At 61.0% G+C, this 18860-nt stretch carries 18 protein-coding genes; 7 read left to right on the top strand and 11 right to left on the bottom strand.

Going from position 1 to position 18860, the window contains the following annotated elements; all coding sequences use genetic code 11:
• The first annotated feature begins 56 nt into the window (after nt 1-56).
• Nucleotides 57-983 (top strand): LysR substrate-binding domain-containing protein, encoded by a 927-nt coding sequence (locus CWC48_RS00945; RefSeq protein WP_078047688.1) that lies wholly within the window; start codon nt 57-59, stop codon nt 981-983.
• A gap of 12 nt (nt 984-995) precedes the next feature.
• Here the strand turns inward: CWC48_RS00945 and CWC48_RS30485 are convergent, their stop codons facing one another.
• The 3 genes from CWC48_RS30485 to CWC48_RS00935 form a co-directional block, all read right to left on the bottom strand.
• A complete protein-coding gene (locus CWC48_RS30485) occupies nt 996-1118 on the bottom strand; it encodes a hypothetical protein (protein WP_256572963.1) in 123 nt (40 codons plus the stop codon).
• Between the two features lie 110 nt (nt 1119-1228).
• A complete protein-coding gene (locus tag CWC48_RS00940; RefSeq protein WP_100491159.1) occupies nt 1229-2395 on the bottom strand; it encodes a catalase family protein in 1167 nt (388 codons plus the stop codon).
• Nucleotides 2392-4200, bottom strand: a complete 1809-nt coding sequence (locus CWC48_RS00935) for a di-heme-cytochrome C peroxidase (protein ID WP_100491158.1) — start codon at nt 4198-4200, stop codon at nt 2392-2394. Before CWC48_RS00935 ends, CWC48_RS00940 begins: the two co-directional genes overlap by 4 nt.
• A gap of 257 nt (nt 4201-4457) precedes the next feature.
• On the opposite strand from CWC48_RS00935, the gene CWC48_RS00930 reads away from it, so the two are divergent.
• The 4 genes from CWC48_RS00930 (at nt 4458) to CWC48_RS00915 (ending at nt 6838) form a co-directional block, all read left to right on the top strand.
• Complete coding sequence (locus CWC48_RS00930) at nt 4458-5189, top strand: FKBP-type peptidyl-prolyl cis-trans isomerase (RefSeq protein ID WP_078047691.1); 732 nt, start codon at nt 4458-4460, stop codon at nt 5187-5189.
• A gap of 387 nt (nt 5190-5576) precedes the next feature.
• Nucleotides 5577-6035, top strand: coding sequence for a YkvA family protein (locus CWC48_RS00925; RefSeq protein WP_078047692.1), 459 nt, complete (start codon nt 5577-5579; stop codon nt 6033-6035).
• Between the two features lie 93 nt (nt 6036-6128).
• Nucleotides 6129-6470, top strand: a complete 342-nt coding sequence (locus CWC48_RS00920; protein WP_078047693.1) for a helix-turn-helix transcriptional regulator — start codon at nt 6129-6131, stop codon at nt 6468-6470.
• A complete protein-coding gene (locus CWC48_RS00915) occupies nt 6467-6838 on the top strand; it encodes a hypothetical protein (protein ID WP_005786715.1) in 372 nt (123 codons plus the stop codon). Before CWC48_RS00920 ends, CWC48_RS00915 begins: the two co-directional genes overlap by 4 nt.
• Here CWC48_RS00915 and CWC48_RS00910 read toward each other — a convergent pair.
• Nucleotides 6835-8604, bottom strand: a complete 1770-nt coding sequence (locus CWC48_RS00910) for a bifunctional diguanylate cyclase/phosphodiesterase (protein WP_100492489.1) — start codon at nt 8602-8604, stop codon at nt 6835-6837. The two genes, CWC48_RS00915 and CWC48_RS00910, sit on opposite strands and share 4 nt — an antisense overlap.
• Before the next feature lie 118 nt (nt 8605-8722).
• Nucleotides 8723-10804, bottom strand: coding sequence for a carboxy terminal-processing peptidase (locus CWC48_RS00905; RefSeq protein WP_177075644.1), 2082 nt, complete (start codon nt 10802-10804; stop codon nt 8723-8725).
• Nucleotides 10805-10942: 138 nt separating this feature from the next.
• Between CWC48_RS00905 and CWC48_RS00900 the strand changes: the two genes are divergently transcribed.
• Nucleotides 10943-11905, top strand: a complete 963-nt coding sequence (locus CWC48_RS00900; protein ID WP_100491157.1) for a zinc-binding dehydrogenase — start codon at nt 10943-10945, stop codon at nt 11903-11905.
• A 145-nt stretch (nt 11906-12050) separates the two neighbouring features.
• On the opposite strand, the gene CWC48_RS00895 is transcribed toward CWC48_RS00900, so the two are convergent.
• The 6 genes from CWC48_RS00895 to CWC48_RS00870 form a co-directional block, all read right to left on the bottom strand.
• Nucleotides 12051-12704 carry an HAD family phosphatase gene (locus CWC48_RS00895; RefSeq protein WP_100491156.1) on the bottom strand — a complete coding sequence of 218 codons (654 nt, stop codon included), beginning with the start codon at nt 12702-12704 and terminating at the stop codon, nt 12051-12053.
• A gap of 30 nt (nt 12705-12734) precedes the next feature.
• A complete protein-coding gene (locus CWC48_RS00890) occupies nt 12735-13724 on the bottom strand; it encodes an ABC transporter ATP-binding protein (RefSeq protein WP_016980251.1) in 990 nt (329 codons plus the stop codon).
• The gene (locus tag CWC48_RS00885) at nt 13721-14521 is read right to left on the bottom strand and encodes an ABC transporter permease (RefSeq protein WP_025859118.1); all 801 of its coding nucleotides are present in this window, start codon (nt 14519-14521) and stop codon (nt 13721-13723) included. Before CWC48_RS00885 ends, CWC48_RS00890 begins: the two co-directional genes overlap by 4 nt.
• Nucleotides 14508-15344, bottom strand: coding sequence for an ABC transporter permease subunit (locus CWC48_RS00880; protein ID WP_099493845.1), 837 nt, complete (start codon nt 15342-15344; stop codon nt 14508-14510). The genes CWC48_RS00885 and CWC48_RS00880 overlap by 14 nt, the downstream gene beginning before the upstream one ends.
• Nucleotides 15341-16147: an alkaline phosphatase family protein gene (locus CWC48_RS00875; RefSeq protein WP_078047697.1), complete on the bottom strand. Its 807-nt coding sequence runs from the start codon at nt 16145-16147 to the stop codon at nt 15341-15343. Before CWC48_RS00875 ends, CWC48_RS00880 begins: the two co-directional genes overlap by 4 nt.
• Nucleotides 16148-16239: 92 nt before the next feature.
• Complete coding sequence (locus tag CWC48_RS00870; RefSeq protein ID WP_078047698.1) at nt 16240-17316, bottom strand: ABC transporter substrate-binding protein; 1077 nt, start codon at nt 17314-17316, stop codon at nt 16240-16242.
• A gap of 350 nt (nt 17317-17666) precedes the next feature.
• Here CWC48_RS00870 and CWC48_RS00865 point away from each other — a divergent pair, with 350 nt between their 5' ends.
• Nucleotides 17667-18380: a UTRA domain-containing protein gene (locus CWC48_RS00865; protein WP_078047699.1), complete on the top strand. Its 714-nt coding sequence runs from the start codon at nt 17667-17669 to the stop codon at nt 18378-18380.
• Nucleotides 18381-18860: the final 480 nt, after the last annotated feature.

Here is an 18860-nt window from a genome sequence, read left to right as displayed (position 1 = left end):
CGTGATCTCTGCGGGCCTGGGCAAACCCAGGCCCGTGACTGCCAATGGACCTGCTCATGTCGCGCCGAAACGTCGATCTTCCGCCCCTCAACTGCCTGCAGACCTTCGAGGCGGCTGCCCGCCATTTGAGCTTTACCCAGGCGGCCCATGAGCTGAACCTGACCCAGAGTGCGGTCAGCCGCCAGGTCAAGCGCCTCGAAGAAGACCTGGCCCGCCCGCTGTTTTACCGGCTGGCCCAGGGCCTGAGCCTGACACCCGCCGGGGTCCGATATTTCCGCACCATCCAGCGTCTGTTGCGTGAGCTCGACCGTGAGTCTGCCGAGTTGCGCCGGCGTGGCGCCGACCGCCAACTGACCCTGGCCAGCACGCCCACCATCAGTTCGATCTGGCTCGCCGGCCTGTTACCGCAGTTCCAGCGCGAGCACCCGGACCTGGACATCCGCATCCTGTGCAGCGAAAGCCCCAGCCACCTGGACGTCAGCGAATATGACCTGGGCCTGTTCTATCACCTGGATGAACTGGCCGCGCCCCTTGGCCTGGAGTTGTCGCCGGTGTTCGACAGCGAGCAGGTCATCACCGTGTGCAGCCCCGGCTACATTGAACGCCACGGCCCGATTCGCGATCTGCACCACTTGTTGCACGCTCACACCTTGTTGATCGTCGAGGACCACTACCATGACTGGCTGACCTGGACCGACTGGTTCGCCGACGCCGGCGCCGACTACTACACCCCGCGCCATGCATTGCGTACCAACAGCTATCAACTGTTGATGCAATCGGCGGTGATGGGGCACGGCGTTGCCCTGGGCTGGAAGAGTCTGCTGGAAGACGATCTGGCGTCCGGGCGCCTGCAAATGGCCTTGCCTCACACCATGCACAGCCGGGGCCGCCTGCATCTGATGCAACCACACCACCGCAACCCGCCGTCGGCTGCGCGCAGTTTTCGTCAATGGTTACTGGCCAAGGCTGCCGAGGTCGAGTGATCTGGCTGAAGGTCAACGTTGGCCGGTTTTTTTCTTGCGGGTCTGACGCGTCGCCAAGTGCTCGAAACAAAAAGACGCGGTGCCGAACACTGCAATCAGGGTGAGTACGAGCATGCCGAGGGTTGAGCTTTCCACGGTGGTTTCCTACAGGTGATGGAGTAGGTCTTCACGGTAGAGGCGGGGAGAAAGCGGCTCAATAGACCCGACGCAATCCTTATGCGGGCGGGCCTATTGTTACGCACTTTTTACGGGGCGTTGCGGCTGTGGCGGTAATCGCTGACCGCTTCATACACCGCCTTGCGCAAGCGGTTGATGCCGCCGATGGGGCGATGCTCTGCTACGCCGAACCAGGGGTTGAACGACTGGTTGTCGCACGCCAGGTTCTGCTCGGGGGTATCGAAGTCCTGCGCCGGGATCCGCACCTTGGCCACCGTCTCATACGGCGCGTCGCTTTCCTTCCACTCGATGCTGGTGTCTTCGATAGGCATGAACTTCTGCGGGTTCTGCCGCTGGATCTGCAGCACGAAACACGCCGGCACGCGATCGGTAGACAACTGCTGGCTCAAGGCACTGCGCAGGAAATTCGGCAGGTCCTGATTCTGTTTGGGCAGTGCGTATTCCGGGCAACTCTGTGGGTCGGGGGCCACGCGGAACTTGGCGTTGGCCGCGCCAAACTTGTAGGGCGAGACCGAAAAGTACGTGGTCTGCGTCGGGCTGGCCGGGGCCGGCGCCAAGGTGGCCAGGGCGATGAACAAGTGGCGCACTTGCCAGCTGCGCGGGTCGACTTTGGGGAAGAACGCCAGCACTTTTTTGCCATCCGCCTGGGCGCCGATGTTCTGTGCGTATTCCGCCACATCACTGACAAAGAAGTTCGGGTGGCTGAACATCACGAAGTCCTGTTCCGTGCGTGTCTGCTGGTCGGCCAGCAGTTGCTTGCCCGGCACGTCCAGCAGCTTGAGGGCCATGCCCCGTGCATCACGAATGCTGTCGAACTGCGGATAGGCGTTGCCGTTGGACAGCCGTATCAGCGCCTGCCAGGTCTTGCCCGGCTCGGCGAACACACCCTGGCGCAATGCCGGGTCGAGATCGGCCAGCACGCCGACTTCGGCCTTCACGCAGCCATGGGCCTTGGCGTGGGCATCGCGCAGGTAGCGTGTGCCTTCGCGGTGTTGGTCAACGATGCGCACCGCCGTCTGGATGATGCCCTGGGTCATGGCGGCCTCGCCGGGCGGAATCTGCTCGTTCGGCGACACCGGGCCGCTGTGCTGCCAGGCGTACCAGGCGCTAGCGGCTAGCCAGCCAAGCAGGCCGAGGCCCACCAGCCACAGCAAGGTCTTGCCCAGGAACGCGCCGATGCGCAGCCAGAGGCGGGCAAGCAGGGAGGGTTGGTCGTATCGGGATCGAATCATCATGGCAGTTGTTGCTCCAGCGGGCCGCCCAGCACTTTGAGGTATTCCAGTAGCGCCCAGCGCTCCTGCGGCAGCAGGCCACGGCCGATGACGCCGTTGCCACGAGCGCCAGCACGGAATTCGTGGCCGCTGTTGTGGTTGCCGGTGATCCGGGTGTCGAACAGGAAGGCATTCTTGAACGCCTCGGTCTCGAAGCCGAGATGACGCGGGTCGTAGTTGAACGTGCCTTTATAGAAGCTGGTGCTGCGCTCGTCCTGGGGCGAGAGCAACTGGTAGATCGTCGGCACCGAGCCGTTATGCAGGAACGGCGGGGTGGCCCACACGCCAGCCAGCGGCCGTGCCTTGTAGGCGCGCAACTCGCGTACGCCGATGGGCAGGCCGTAACCGTCCAGGCGCGGGCGCTCGGCCGGGGTCACGCCGGCGGCGCGGTAGGCGTGCTCTTCGACGAAGGCTGTGACGTAGGCGAGGCCCTTGGCCACGGACATCTTTTTCAGGTCCAGCGGCTCGGTCGGGGTGGGGTGCAACTCGACGTTGAGCCTGGCCAGTTCCGCCGGGTCCCATTGCAGGGCGCTGAGGTCGTAGCGTTGGTCGGCAATGTTGCTGGCGGTGCCGGGGTCGGTGCCGATGTAGTCCACGGGCAGCATTTTGAGGGCCTGCACCGGGCGGCCATTTTCCTGGGTGACGCTGGGCACGTGGCAGCCGGCGCAGTTTTCGGCAAACAGCGCGCGGCCTTGGGCGGCGAGGGGCTTGTCGATGGCGCCGAACAGGTCCTCGGGCCAGGTCGGTGGCTTGAGGCGTTGCAGGGTTTCTTCGATCAGGTTGAGGTCGCGCACCCGAACACTGGACGGGTAACGCGCATCGCCCTGGAGCGGCTGGCCGGCGGCGTCGAAAAAGGTCAGCGTCGCGCCCACACCCAAGGCTTCACCAATGTTGCGTGCCATGGGCTGCTGGGCCGAGCCGTTCCATTGCACCCAGTCGAAGGTCCAGATATCCCACAAGTGCGGGTAGTCCACGGGGGCATTGGCGACGCGATAATTGTCCGGGGAAATGGCATCGCCAAAACTGGCATTGGCGATACGGCCAAAGGCGTCGGTGCGGCCAGGGCCTTCTTCGGTGGGGTAGAGGCCACGGTGGGTATCGTTCCAGGCCACCTTAAGGAATTGGTTCAGCGACTGCTTGAAGTCCTGGCGCAGTTGTGTGTGCTCTGCGTCATAGCGATCCCCCAGCACGTGGCGAGCGAAGCGCTCGAACTTCCACGGGTTGTAATAGGTGGCGGCAAGGCTGGCGACCAGGGCCTGGCCAAAACTGCCGCCGCGCAGGGTCGGGACGCTGGAGGGCAGCACGTGCTGGGCCGAGCCGCCGTCGATGCGCAGGGCCTGGCCTTTGAAACGTAGTTCGCCGGTATGGCAGGCGGCGCAGGTGATGTCCAGGTAGTCGACGTTACTGCCGGGGTTTTTATGCCGGGCGAAACCCACGGGCAGGTTGCCAGGGTTTTGCGTGGTGGGCACTTGTTTGGGGTCGACCAGGAAACCGAAGCGCGCCAGGTACTCCGGCGCGGCGAAGCGTCGCTCGGAAAACGGCAGTTCCAGGGCGGTGAACCAATCGTAGTGCAGGCCTTTCACTTGGGTGCCCTGGGGCGTGAAGTAATAGGTCTGGCGGTCGGCGGCACTCCATTGGTCCTGGTAGTGGACCTGCTCCACGGGCGTGTAGTCCGGCAGCTTGGGGTTGACGGTGTAGTAGAGCACCACAGCCAGGACGATGCCCAGCACAGTGAGTATCAGGAGTAAAACACGGGAAAAAATGCGCAAGATGGCTATCCTTGTCTCGGCCTTGTCGAGGTGTAGCGCTGTTATGCCACCACGCCACGGGTGCGGCAAGTGGCCATGAGCCTGGGAACAGGCGGTCCGCGATCCGTCGCGGGCCTACATCATGAATGAAAATGCTTTTAAACACGTGAACTTATCAGAAGTTTCCTGCTCACATGCCGGTAGCCATTGGTCGTGGCCGCCTGATAAGCTCGCGACTTTATTCGAATGCCCTTTTGGCGCATGAACAAGGAAATAGCATGAAACAGCATCGGTTGGCGGCGGCGGTGGCCCTGGTTAGCCTGGTACTTGCGGGTTGTGATTCGCAGACCAGCGTAGAGCTGAAAACCCCGGCGCAGAAAGCTTCCTACGGCATCGGCCTGAACATGGGCAAGAGCCTTGCCCAAGAAGGCATGGATGACCTGGACTCCAAAGCAGTAGCCCAAGGCATCGAAGATGCTGTCGGCAAGAAAGAGCAGAAGCTCAAAGACGACGAACTGGTTGAAGCGTTCGCCGCACTGCAAAAGCGTGCTGAAGAACGCATGACCAAAATGAGCGAAGAGTCGGCAGCCGCCGGCAAGAAATTCCTCGAAGACAACGCCAAGAAAGACGGCGTCGTCACCACCGCTTCCGGTCTGCAGTACAAGATCGTCAAGAAAGCCGACGGCCCTCAGCCTAAGCCGACTGACGTGGTGACTGTGCACTACACCGGCAAACTCACCAACGGCACTACCTTTGACAGCTCCGTGGATCGCGGTAGCCCGATTGACCTGCCGGTCAGCGGCGTGATCCCGGGTTGGGTCGAAGGCCTGCAACTGATGCACGTGGGCGAGAAGGTCGAGTTGTACATTCCTTCCGACCTGGCCTACGGCGCACAGAGCCCGAGCCCGGCGATTCCAGCCAACTCCGTGCTGGTTTTCGACCTGGAGCTGCTGGCCATCAAGGACCCAGCCAAGGCTGAAGCGCCTGCTGCACCTGCCGCCAAGAAGTAATCGGCGCCTGAACACACAACGCCCCGTCTCGACGGGGCGTTGTTGTTTCTGGGAGGAGCTGGCTTGCCTGCGATAGCGGTGGATCAGCCAGCCCTCTATGACAAAACGCCGCAGTCGCAGGCAAGCCAGCTCCCACATTGAAGCCAGTGCAGATCCAAACGAACGTCTGTGGCAGGTAACAGTCTGATATAAGACTCGAGTACGGGTAGCCGCACATCAATGCCAAGTCAATGAAATCTTGGGTTTTTTTTATGTGCGCAAAAAACGCCCGATCTGACTGCAAGCCTTGTACTACGTGGCTTTCAGGCCAGAAAATAGGCTCTGTTCACAAGGTTATCCACAATTTGTGTGGATAACCTTTTATGTCGCCTGGAACTGGAGTGACCCATGAAACCACCCTTCAATTTCACCCGTTTCCTGCCCATGGCCGCACGCCTCCTGGGTCGCGGGCGCTTGCCGACGCTGTTGTTCGCGGTCGCCGCCAAAGGCTCGAGCCAGGGCAACCGGCTGGGCAAGCTCAAGGATGATCTCAAGTTGCTCCAAGCCCTGTGCCTGGCCTACTGGCGCGGCGAATACCGGTCGATCAGCCCCAAGGCGCTGATCTCGGTGGTGGCGGGGCTGATGTATTTCCTGAGCCCGATTGATGCGATCCCGGACTTTATCCCGATGTTCGGCATGCTCGATGACATTGCCGTGCTGGCATGGGTCATGAAGACCCTGGAAGGCGAACTGAGCGCCTTTCGCACCTGGCGTGACGCCCAACGCCCGGAGAAGCTCGCCGTGGTTGAGCGCCTGCCTGCCACGCCAGCGCTGCTGGCCAAGGAAAACCCGCAAAAAAACCCATGACGTGGCTATCCCCCTGCGACCTTTGTGGCTGTTAGGATTACACTCCTAAGGAAAGAGCTTACTAAGTAAGTGCAGTTATCCTACGGGGCAGTCATGGATATTCAGATAATTTCACGCAATGGCGAACCCGAATACGCGGTGTTGCCATGGGACCAGTACCAGGCGCTGCTAAAAGCTGCCGGTCAGCTACAACCAACGCTACTTCCGTCTGCATCGACTGCCCAAGCCGTCCCCGACCAGGACCTGCGCCCGCTCGCAGACCTGCGCGGCTTGCGCGAAGCCAAGGGCCTGGCGATCGAGACCCTGGCGCGTACCGTGGGTATCAGCCCGTCATATCTTGGATTGATTGAAAGTGGTGAGCGCCAGCCGGATGCCGCGATCCGCCGCAGCCTGGCCTGGGAATTGGGCGTTGCAGGTTGGAGGGATGAATCTTGAGCCTACGTATCAGCCGTCAACACTGGGATGGGTTACTCAACGAACTGGACCAGGCGCGCCGCCAGCGCCATCTGCTGACTTACCGTGCGCTGCTGGAGCGCCTGCAATTTCCCACACCGGCCATGCAAACCCTGGCTGCCGCCCTGGAGCACCTGGCGGCTCTGGACGCCAAGGCCGAGCAGCCGTTGCGCAGCTCGCTGGTGATCAGCCAGGGGGCCAGCCGCTTGCCGCGTACCGGTTTTTTTGAATGCGTGGAGCGCCTGGGGCGTTTCAGTGGGCCGTCGGATGGCGTGGCCGCTGCCTCCTGGCATGCATCGGAAGTGGTGCGGGTGTTCGAATACGAGTACCCGGAATCCGCCGAGGCCTAAAGCGCCTGGGCTAGCGCGTCCATGCTGTCGATCACATGGATGCTGTAGCCGGCCATGTCCTTTGCATGGTGTTTGGCTTGCGAGGCCAGTTCCGCCAACTGGCTGGCATCGAGTTGTCCACAGGCCTGTGGATACAAATGCACCACGCCGATGGACAGCGACAGCAGCGCAAACTCCTGGCGCACGCCCTGGCGGTTCAGCGCCACGAAACAGCCAGCATCCAGGTGCTCGGCGCGGTAGAAGCGTCGGCATTGGGTGTGGAAGTCGTCCAGCAGCTGGTTGAGGCGCTTGCGCCAATCCTGCGGGCCGAGCACCAGTAAAAAGTCATCGCCACCGATATGCCCGACAAAGTCGCGGCTGGGATCGACGCGGTCGTTCAGGCATTGCGCCAGGCACAACAACACCTCATCCCCACGCCCATAGCCGTAGATGTCATTGAACGGCTTGAAACTGTCGATATCCACGTAGCAGATCACCGACTCCCGCTGTTGTTGCAGCAGGCGAGTCAGGCATTGCTGGATCGGCACATTGCCCGGCAGCAGGGTCAGCGGGTTGGCGTAGCGCGCCTGTTGAATCTTCAGTTCAGTGATCAGCTTGAGCACATCGATCACCCGCCCAAGGCCCAAGTAGTCGCCATTGAGGGTGATGATGAAATCTTCTTCGATACGTTGCCGCGCGCGGCTGGTGAGCAAGCGGCTGACCTGTTGCAGGGACTGGCTCAGCTCCACCGCCAGGAAGTCGGTGCTCATCAAGCGGCTGATGGGCTTGCGCGCAAACAGGTCGGTGGCGAACGGCTTGAGCAGCGCGTCCGACAACAAGTGCCGGTGCACGATACCGATCGGGTGCCCACGCCCATCCAGGACCGCCAGGGAGTTGAGGTTGGCCTGGCGCCGGAACGCTTCGAGCACCTGGGCGGTGGCGGTGTCCTGGTCCATCGCCGGTTGTTCGCTGAGCAGGGCGCTGAGGTCACTGCCTTCATCATTCAGCGCCACGTTGGTGCTGTCGGGCTTGGGCAGCATCAAGCGTGCTTCCTGTGGCGGTTGCTCCTGCGGTCGGCAGAGCAGGTAGCCCTGGACCAGGTCTACGCCCATCTCCGTCAGTACCGCCAATTCCTCGGGCAACTCAATGCCTTCGGCAATCACCTGGGCACGCGAAGCCTTGGCGATCTGCAGGATGGAGCCGACGAACTCGCGCTTGAGCGCGTCCTGATGGATGCCATCGATAAAGTGCCGGTCGATCTTCACGTAATCCGGGCGCAGCTCCGACCACAGTCGCAGGCTGGAATACCCGGCGCCCAGGTCATCGAGTGCGATGGCAAACCCCATGTCACGGTAATGATGCAGGGCGGTTTGCAGCAAGTCGAAGTCATCGGTCGGCGTTTGTTCGGTGAGTTCGATCACGACTTGACTGGGGGGAATGCCGAAGTCGCGCAGCAGTTGCAGTGTGCGTCCCGGTTGGTGCGCGGTTTCCATCAAGGATTCCGGCGAAATGTTCAGGAACAGCTTGCCCGGCAGCTTCTGTTCGCTGAAGCGTCGACAGGCGCTTTCTCGACAGGCCATTTCCAGTTCGCTGAGGCGCCCGGCATGGCCGGCCACCGAGAACAGGGCGACGGGGGAGTGCAGCGGGCTGTTGGAGGGGCCACGGCTGAGGGCTTCGTAGCCGAGAATGCGCCGTTCAGACAGGCAGATGATCGGTTGGAACAGGCTGTGCAAACTGCCTTGAGCCAGGATTGAGCCCAATGCATTCAGCTGTTCGGTCATGGTCATGGCGATCTCGATCGAAAAAAAAGGACCGCAGGCTTGAAACCTGCGGTCCTTCATTTCACGACAGAATGATGTCTATATGATGACACTCCAAGGAGCGTTCACATTAAATCGCCATCATTTACTGCTTGGCCACCTGCTTGGTGATCTTCAGGTAGTCCAGCAGGATCCGGCCTGTCTCGGCCAGGTAGGCATCATCTTCCGGCTTGGTTTTGTCAGCCTCGGCCGGCAGTGCATCTTCGTCTTCTTTCTTCAGTTCCTTGAGTGGATCCTCACCCTTGGCCTTGCGGCGGATGTTTTCCAGTACAAGTTGCTTGTTCTCGATGTCGGAGTGCTGCGCACGGCGGTCCACCTCATTGAGGCTGACGGTTTTTTCTTCCATCAGCTTCTTGGCCAGGGCCAGCTTGTCGCGGATGAACACGAACTCGGCATCCTTGGCGGAGCGGGTATCGTGGTCAGCCTTCAACTGCGCCAGGAATGGTTTGAACGGATCCGACGCCGGCTTGATCGCAGGGCGGATGGTGTCCCACGGCATGGCTTCCGGCAGGGCACTTTCGCCGATTTCCTTGGTGTCGATGATCGACGGGAAATCGATGTCCGGCAGTACGCCCTGATGCTGGGTGCTCTGCCCGGAAACCCGGTAGAACTTGGCCAGCGTCAGTTTCAGCTCGCCGTGGTTCAGCGGCTGGATGGTCTGCACGGTGCCTTTGCCGAAGGTCTGGCCGCCGATGATCAGTGCGCGGTGGTAGTCCTGCATGGCGCCGGCGAAGATCTCCGAGGCCGACGCCGAGAGGCGGTTGACCAGCAATGCCATCGGGCCTTTGTAGAACGCACCCGGGTTCTCGTCTTCGAGCACGTCGACACGGCCGTCTGCGTTGCGTACCAATACGGTCGGGCCCTTGTCGATAAACAGGCTGGTCAGCTCGGTGGCTTCCTGCAGGGAGCCGCCGCCGTTGTTGCGCAAGTCGATGACCACGCCGTCGACTTTTTCCTTCTGCAGCTCAGTGAGAATTTTTTTCACGTCGCGGGTGGTGGACTTGTAGTCCGGATCGCCAGCACGGAAGGCCTTGAAGTCCAGGTAGAAGGCCGGGATTTCAATCACGCCCAGCTTGTAGTCCTTGCCATCCTGCTTGAGGTTGAGGACTTTCTTCTGCACAGCCTGGTCTTCGAGCTTCACCGCTTCACGGGTGATGGACACGATCTTGCTGGTCTGGTCGTTTGGCGCATTGGTGTGCGGAATCACTTCCAGGCGCACCACGCTGCCTTTCGGCCCGCGGATCAGCTTGACCACTTCGTCCAGGCGCCAGCCGACCACGTCGACCATCTCTTTGTCGCCTTGGGCAACACCGATGATCTTGTCGGCCGGGGCGACCTGCTTGGTCTTGTCCGCCGGCCCTGCCGGCACCAGGCGCACAATCTTGACCTGGTCGTTGTCGCTTTGCAGGACGGCACCGATGCCTTCCAGCGACAGACTCATGTTGATATCAAAATTTTCCGCGTTATCTGGCGACAGATAATTGGTGTGCGGGTCGTAGGACATCGCGAAGGTGTTGATGTAGGCCTGGAAGATATCTTCGGCACGGGTCTGATCCAGACGCGCGAGTTGATTCTTGTAGCGCTTGGTCAACAGCTCCTGGATGGCCTTCGGCTCTTTGCCGGCGATCTTCAGGCGCAGCACTTCGTCCTTGACGCGTTTGCGCCACAGGTCGTCGAGGGCGGCGGTGCTGGTCAGCCAAGGCGCGTCCTTGCGGTCCACCAGAAGGGTTTCCTTCTGGGTGAAGTCGAGCTTGTCGACGCCTTTGTCCAGCTCACCCAGGGCGAAGTCCAGACGCGCTTTGACGCGGTCCAGGTAACGCTTGTAGATAGTGAAGGCGGGCTGCAGGTCGCCGCTCTTGAGGAAGTCGTCGAACTGCGTCTTCCATTTGTCGAACTCGGCGATATCGCTGGCCAGGAAGTAGCTGCGCGACGGATCCAGCAGCTTGAGGTAGCTGTCGTAGATGATCACCGAGCGCGCGTCGTCTAGCGGCGGCTTGCTGTAGTGATGGCGCTTGAGCAACTCGACGACGTTAAGGCTGGCAATCACCTCATCGCGATCCGGCTGAAGGTTGTCCCAGCTGTTGGCTGCGAACGTATTGGTCGACATCGACGCGAAGCCGAGACCAATGAAAAGAGCGAGGGCGGTGCTGGGGAACAAATGCTTCATGCTGATTCGACGCGGGGGCAATTGATAACGCATATTAGGCCGTCTTTGAGGGAGCCGGTTCCATATGGTCCGGTCGCATAATGCAAAAAGCCCGGCGATACAGCTACGGGCTCAGTCCAGACTCACTATGGAGGCACTGTGAAAGCATTGCAAGGCGTTGACGGTCATGTGGAGTGGTTGGAAGAACCCAGTCCTACCTGCGATGTAGGGCAAGTTCGCATTCGCGTGGCGGCAGCGGGCCTCAATCGCGCCGATTTATTACAGCGTGCAGGGCTTTATCCACCACCACCAGGCGCCAGTCACGTACTGGGCCTGGAGTGTTCCGGGGTGATCAGCGAAGTGGGGGCGGGCTCATCCTGGCAAGTCGGCGACCGCGTCTGCGCACTGCTCGCCGGTGGCGGCATGGCCGAAGAAGTGGTGGTGGATGCGCGCCACGTGCTGCCCGCGCCGGAAGGTTTGTCGCTGATTGAAGCGGCGGCGCTGCCTGAGGTGTACAGCACGGCGTGGCTCAATCTGTTCCAACTGGCGGGCCTCAAGCCGGGTGAGAAAGTGCTGTTGCATGCCGGCGCCAGCGGCGTGGGCTCGGCGGCGATCCAGCTGTGCAAGGCGTTTGGCAGCCCGTGCTGGGTCAGCGTCGGCTCGGCGGAACGCCTGGCCTACTGCGAGGAACTCGGCGCCCAGGGCGGTGTGGTACGGACCGACGGGCTCGAAGGGCTGCGGGATTTCGGGCCGTTCGATGTGATCCTCGACCCGGTCGGTGGCAACTATGCAGCACTGGACCTCAAGCTGCTGGCCCTCGATGGGCGCTGGGTATTGATCGGATTGATGGGCGGTCGCGACGCGCAACTGGACCTGGCCCAGGTGCTGGGCAAGCGTATCCAGCTACTAGGCTCGACCTTGCGCAGCCGCAGTGATCAGTTCAAGGCGGACCTGTTCAGCGACTTGAGCCAGCATGTATGGCCGCTGTTTGTCGAAGGGCGGCTGAGCCCGCAACTGGCCAAGACCTTCCCGATCAAGGATGCCGAGGCGGCGTTTGCCGAGCTGGCGACCAACCAGATTTCCGGGAAGTTGGTGTTGGTGATAGATGAGGCCTTGAACTGATCTCAATTTGGAATGCAGTCCAAATGTGGGAGCGGGCTTGCTCGCGAAGGCGGTGTATCTGTGAAGAATGTTTCATCTGACACACCGCCTTCGCGAGCAAGCCCGCTCCCACATTTGATCGCATTTCAAATCAGTGAAGTCGGTTTCAGGTCCAGTGATGGATTGGCCAGCCAGCTTTTTCGGCGTGTTCGCGCAGTACCGGGTCCGGGTTCACCACCTGCGGATGATCCACCTTCAGCAGCAACGGCAGATCATTGCGTGAGTCCGAATAGAAATACGCGCCTTCCAGCGTTTCACCTTCCTGTTCCAACCACGCCAGCAGACGCGTGATCTTGCCTTCACGGTACGTCAGTACACCCGCGGTACGCCCGCTGTACACGCCATGGCTGACGTCCAGTTCAATCCCCAACACTTCATCAATGCCGATCCGCGCCGCAATCGGCGTGACCAGGTGCGTGCCCGACGCTGAGATCACCAGGATCCGGTCGCCATTGGCGCGATGGCGCGCGATGGTCTTGGTGGCGTCGCTGTAGATCAGAGGCTCGATCACGTCCTCGACCCAGGGCTCCACCAAGTGCTCGATTTCTTCCGGCGTGCGGCCGATCATCGGCTCCAGGCTGAAGTCCATGAAGTCTTCCATGCGTAGCTTGCCCTGGCTGTAGGCGTCCATCAGCTCGTTGTTCTTGCGCATGAACGACTCGGGGTCGACCCAGCCCAGGCGGCCCATCTGCTCGCTCCACAGGGTGGCGCAGTCGCCGTGGATGAGGGTGTCGTCCAGATCAAAAATTACCAATGCCATCCGTCATGCTCTCTCAAATAAAACGTTGCATCAGGCTACTTCACACAGGGCGCTTGGGTCGATGGAAAGTGCCAGGCGTTGTCCGTCCGGGTGCAGGTCGTCGGCCGAGCGGTTGAGCACATCCACCACCAGCTCCACGCCGCGTGCTTCGATGCGGTAGCGGATCACGTTGCCCAACAGGCTGTGGCTGCGCACCAGGGCGTCCAGTTCGCCGTCGCGGCTCAGTTCGATGGCCTCCGGGCGAATGGCGATGCGGCTGTTGATCGGGCGTTGCAGCAACTGGGTGGCCTTGTCGGCGTCCAGCAAGTTGTAGTTGCCGATGAAGCCGGCGGCGAACACATCGACAGGCGCGGTATAGAGGGTTTCGGCATCGCCGCTCTGCACGATCTTGCCCTGGTTCATCAGGAAGATCCGGTCGGACATGGTCAGGGCTTCTTCCTGGTCATGGGTGACGAAGATGGTGGTCAGCCCCAATTCTCGCTGGATCTGGCGGATCTGTTCGCGCAGGTGCTTGCGAATGCGTGCATCCAGCGCCGACAGCGGCTCATCCAGCAACAACAGGCGCGGGCGGGTGACCAGCGAGCGGGCAAGGGCCACGCGCTGGCACTGGCCGCCGGACATCTGGTGCGGGTAGCGGCCCGCCAGGTCCTTGAGCTCGACCAATTGCAGCACTTCTTGCACGCGCTTGTGGCTGTCGTCGGCGTTGACCTTTTGCATGCGCAGGCCGAAGGCAACGTTCTGTTCCACGGTCATGTTGGGGAACAGTGCATAGCTCTGGAACACCATGCCGATATGGCGTTTCTGCGGGCTCAGCGGGACGATGTCCTGGCCATCAAGGAGGATTTTGCCACTGTCCACCGAGGTCAGCCCGGCGATGCAACGCAACAGCGTGGACTTGCCGCAACCGGACGGGCCGAGCAGGGTGACGAACTCGCCCTTGGCGATCTCGCAGTTGATGTCACTGAACACCGGGGTGCCGGCGTAGCCTTTTTGCAGGTGTTGGACGCTGACGAAGCTCATTGGCTTTTGTCCTTGTTCAAGATATTGGCGGCCCAGGTCAGCACCAGCACAAAGAAGAAATAGGAAATCACGACGGCACTGGTGAAATGGCCGCTGCTGTTGCGCATGTTGTTCAGGTAGACCTGCAGGGTTTCGTAGCGGGTGCCCACCAGGATGTTGGCGAACACGAACTCACCGAACAGGAAAGAGAAAGACAACAACAGCGCTACCATCAGGCCTTTGCGCAGGTTGGGCAGCACCACCAGGATCGCCGCCTGCCAGGTGCTGGCACCGAGCAGTTGGGAGGCGTCCATCAGGTCGCGCAGGTTGATCGCCTGCAGGTTGTTGGTGATCGCCCGGTACATGAACGGCAGCGCGACGGTGAAGTAGCAGCCGATCAAGATCCACGGCGTGCCCACCATCGCCATCGGCCCGGAGCCATACAGCTGCAGCAAACCCACCGACGACACCACGGGTGGCACCGCGAAAGGCAGCAGGATCAGGATGTTCATCAGCGCATCAAGCTTGGGAAAGTGATAATGCACCACGAACAGCAGCGGCAAAATCAGCACCACCGACAGCACCAGTGCGCCCACGCACACCAGCAACGATTGCCCGAAGGCCATCAGGAAACGCGGGTCGCTCCACAGCTGTACGTACCATTTCACCGTGAAACCGGCGGGCAGGATCGTCGCCGACCAACTGCTGGCGATGGAGTAGACGAAGGTGCCGATCAGCGGCAACACCAGGATCGCAAACAACAGGTACACCACCACGCGGTGGTAGAGGGAGGCCGGGCCGGCTTCAGCGCGAGACATGGTAGCTCCTCTTGAGCAGCAGTTGATGGACCACGGTGACCACGGTCATCAGCACCACCAGCACCACGGCCAGGGCACTGGCCAGGTTCGGGTCGAGGGACACATCGCCGGAGACCAGCCCCGCGATGCGAATCGGCAGTACGTTGAAGTTGCCGGTGGTCAAGGCGTAGACCGTGGCATACGCGCCGAGGGCATTGGCCAGCAGGATCACGAAGGTGCCGAGCAGGGCAGGGGTCAGCACCGGCAGGCCGATATGCCGCCAGAACTGCCAGCCGCTAGCGCCCAGCAGGGACGCTGACTCACGCCAGTCTTCGCGCAATGCATCGAAGGCCGGGTAAAGCAGCAGCACACCCAATGGAATCTGGAAGTAGGTATAGAGGATGATCAACCCGGTCTTGGAGTACAGGTTGAAGTCCTGAATGATCCCCGCCTGCTTGAGCATGAGGGTGATGCTGCCGTTGAACCCCAGCAGGATGATGAACGCGAAAGCCAGGGGCACACCGGAAAAGTTGCTGGTCATGTTGGCAAAGGCCGTCACGAAGTTGCGCAACGGCGAATCCACCCGGCGCAACGAGTAACTGCCCAGCACGGCAATGATGATGCCGAAGATGCTTGAGTAGAAACTGATCTCAAGGCTGAACTGGATCGCTTGCAGGTAGAACTTCGAGCTGAAGATACGCGTGAAGTTTTCCAGGCCCCAGCCAGCTTCTTCGGTTTGCAGGCTGTTGATCAGTACCCACACCAGCGGGGCAATTTCGAACACGATAAAGAACAGTGCGAAGGGCACCAGGCAGAGCAGCGCCAGCCATTTGCCACGGATCATTTCAACAGCTCCCGGCAGACAGGTTTGTCGTGGGGCACGCCCAGCAGTTCGCAGACGGTGCCACACAGCTCGGTCTGTTTCGGCGCGGCGCTGGGGTCCAGGCTGAACGCGTCGCCGAGCACGAATAGCGGCACTTCGCGTTCTTCCGGCAGCAGGCCGTTGTGGGAGCGGTCGTTGTTCATGCCGTGGTCAGCGGTTACCAGCACCTGGTAACCGGCATCGAGCCAGCCTTGCAGGTAGTCGGCCAGGACGATGTCGGCCACCCGTGCGCTGTTGCGATAGTGCGCGGTATCGAGGCCGTGCTTGTGGCCGGCGTCATCGATGTTCATCGGGTGCACCACCAGGAAGTCAGGCGCGTGTCTGAGGCGCAGGCTTTCGGCGTCGGCAAACAGGTGGGAATCCGGGTAGTGGTCATTCCAGTAGAAATGCCCGTGCTGGATCGCCAACGCCTTGTCGTCGGTGTGACGGTCGCGGGCGGCGAGAAAGGGCGTGCGGTTATACAACTCGCTGACCCAGTGATAGGCCGCCGCCGCCGTGGTAAGGCCGGCGTCGGTGGCGTAATGGAAAATGCTGCGCTGGTTGGACAGGCGCGAGACGTTGTTGTGGACGATGCCACTCTGGATCGGCGGTACGCCGGTCAGGATGCATTCATACAGCGGGCGGGACAGGGCGGGCAGTTCACATTCCAGCTTGTAGAGGGCTGCGCGTCCTGCGCCGACATAGGCCTGCAAGTGCCCCATGGCGTGTCGGGCAACCTCGAAGTTCAGGCCGTCGAGCACGACAAGGATGACAGTGTGCTTCATGGGGGCTGGCGCTCCGCAACAGATGGGCTTGGATCAGGGGGCATCAGATCGGTAGGAGCCGGCAAGCCGGCTCCTACAGAGGTTTGCTTCGATTACTTCATTTCTACGATGACCTGTTCATTCCACAGCTGTGGCAGCTTTTTGGACGTGGCTTCCCAGGCATCGGCATCCTTGATCGGCTGCGGGTTGGCCTTGGTGTACTGCTCGCCGGGGATCAGGTTCTTGGCGATTTCAGCCGGCAGTTTCAGGTCGGTTTCGGCACGGATCGGACGTGCATTGCCTTTCGCCAGGTTCAGTTGGCCGGCGTCGCTGAAGATGTATTCGCGTGTCAACTTGGCGGCGTTCGGGTGCTTGGCGTATTTGTTGATGATGGTGGTGTAGCCGGATTTCACCGAACCGTCCGACGGGATCAGCACCACGTAGTCATCCGGGTTGGCCATCTTGGCCTTGTAGCTCAGGCCGTTGAAGTCCCAGACCACGCCCACTTCGACTTCGCCTTTTTCCATGGTGGCGATGGTCGGGTTGGACAGCGAGAGACGGCCTTGCTGGGCGATCTTGGTGAAGAACTGCAGGCCGGGGGCGATGTTCTTTTCGTCGCCTTTATTGGCGATGGCGGCTGCCAGTACACCGTTGGCCGCTTGTGCCGCGGTGCTTACGTCACCAATCGAGACCTTGTACTTGCCGCTCTGCAGGTCAGCCCAGCTGGTGGGCACTTCAGAACCGTGCAGCAGCTTCTTGTTGACGATAAACGCGATGGTGCCGGTGTAGGCCAATGCCCAGTGACCGTCCTTGTCTTTAGCCCAATCCGGGACCTGGGCCCAGGTGGACGGTTTGTACGGCTGGGTGACTTCCTGCTTCACCGCAATCGGACCGAACGCTGCGCCTACGTCGCCGATGTCGGCGCTGGCGTTGTCTTTCTCGGCCTTGAACTTGGCGATTTCCTGGGCCGAGCTCATGTCGGTGTCGATGTGCTTGAGGCCGTAGGTCTTGGCGAGGTCTTCCCAAGTGCCTTTCCAGTTGGCCCAGTCATCGGGCATGCCGACGCTGTTGACGGCGCCTTCCGCTTTCGCGGCGGCTTCAAGAGTTTTTAGATCGGTATCAGCGGCCATGGCGGCGGTGCACATGGCAATGGTCGAGCCTAACAGTGATGCCAGGAAAAGCTGTTTCATCCGAAGCTCCTTTGGGCGTTTTCAACGCTGCGTTTTTGTCGACGTTTGCGGTGGTGTTGGTCTAGGTCAGCAATACCTGAGCCAATCTAGGCTCGATGGATGACAGTTTCATGTCGATGTCGTTTTTAAATCGCTGATGTCGCTAGTCGCAGAGTTAGCGTAGACCATGCTCAAGTGCCCGCAGGGCTGGGACTTGGCCGATGTATTGCAGGGTGTGCTATGGGGATGCACACGGACTGTCATCTGTCGGTCATCTGTAATGCCTAGGCTGGCAGGCAACCGTGCAAGCCCATTTACGGAGCGGTTTGTGCACCTTGTCGGTGCTGGTCTAGTCCAGATAGGTAACGTTGATGCGTGATGAGGCAATCAAGGCGGTGACATCCATCGGCCTGGCGCTGCAAGAGCAGATCGACCATGGCCTGCTGCCGCCTGCCAGCAAACTGCCCGCCGAGCGCAAGCTCAGCGAGTTGTTTGGTACCACTCGGATTACGGTACGGGAAGCCTTGTTACAACTGGAGGCCCAGGGCCAGATCTATCGCGAGGAGCGGCGCGGCTGGTTTGTCTCGCCGCCACGGCTGGCCTACAACCTGATGCAACGCAGCCACTTTCACGCCATGGTCAGCGACCAGGGGCGGGTGGCGTCCACCGAAGTGATCTCCGCGCGGCTGCAACCGGCGTCGGCAGCGGTGTGCGCCTGGTTGCAATTGCCGGCGCTGTCCAGCGTGATCCAGATCTGCCGGGGCCGACGGATCGATGGGCGTTTGGTCTTGTATGTGGAGCACTACCTGAACCCGCAGTATTTCCCGGGGATTCTGGACTGCGATTTGAATCAGTCGATGACTGAACTGTATGCGCGCAAGTACGACCTCCACTACGGGCGCGTGCGCTTTGAAATCGTGCCGACATCACTGCCAGTGGAAGCTGCCGCCGCGTTGCGCGTCTCAGTGGGCAGCCCAGGCTTGCGGATCGCCCGGGTCAACTATGACCAGCACCAGCGTTTGATTGACTGCGACCTGGAGTTCTGGCGGCATGATGCCATCCACGTTGGCGTGGATGTGATCTGATATTCAGCGGTGAGCGATCGCAGTGTAGGAGCCAGCTCCCACATTTGGATTGCGGGGCAGCAGTTGGAGAATGGTCGGCAGTGAGGCCGCCTTCGCAGGCAAGCCAGCTCCCACATTTGGATTGCGGGGCAGCAGTTGGAGAATGGTCGGCAGTGAGGCCGCCTTCGCAGGCAAGCCAGCTCCCACATTTGGATTGCGGGGCAGCAGTTGGAGAATGGTCGGCAGTGAGGCCGCCTTCGCAGGCAAGCCAGCTCCCACATTTGGATTGCGGGGCAGCAGTTCGAGGCCGCCTTCGCAGGCAAGCCAGTTCCCACATTTGGATCGGGGGGCAGCAGTTGGAGAGTGGTCGGCAGTGAGGCCGCCTTCGCAGGCAAGCCAGCTCCCACATTTGGATCGCGGGGCAGCAGTTGGAGAGTGGTCGGCAGTGAGGCCGCCTTCGCAGGCAAGCCAGCTCCCACATTTGGATCGCGGGGCAGCAGT

Source organism: Pseudomonas sp. S10E 269 (genome assembly GCF_002798465.1).
In the GTDB taxonomy this organism is placed as follows: Bacteria; Pseudomonadota; Gammaproteobacteria; order Pseudomonadales; family Pseudomonadaceae; genus Aquipseudomonas; species Aquipseudomonas pergaminensis.
The sequence above is the reverse complement of the archived record's forward strand: the minus strand, read 5'-3'. Positions and strand labels throughout refer to the sequence as shown.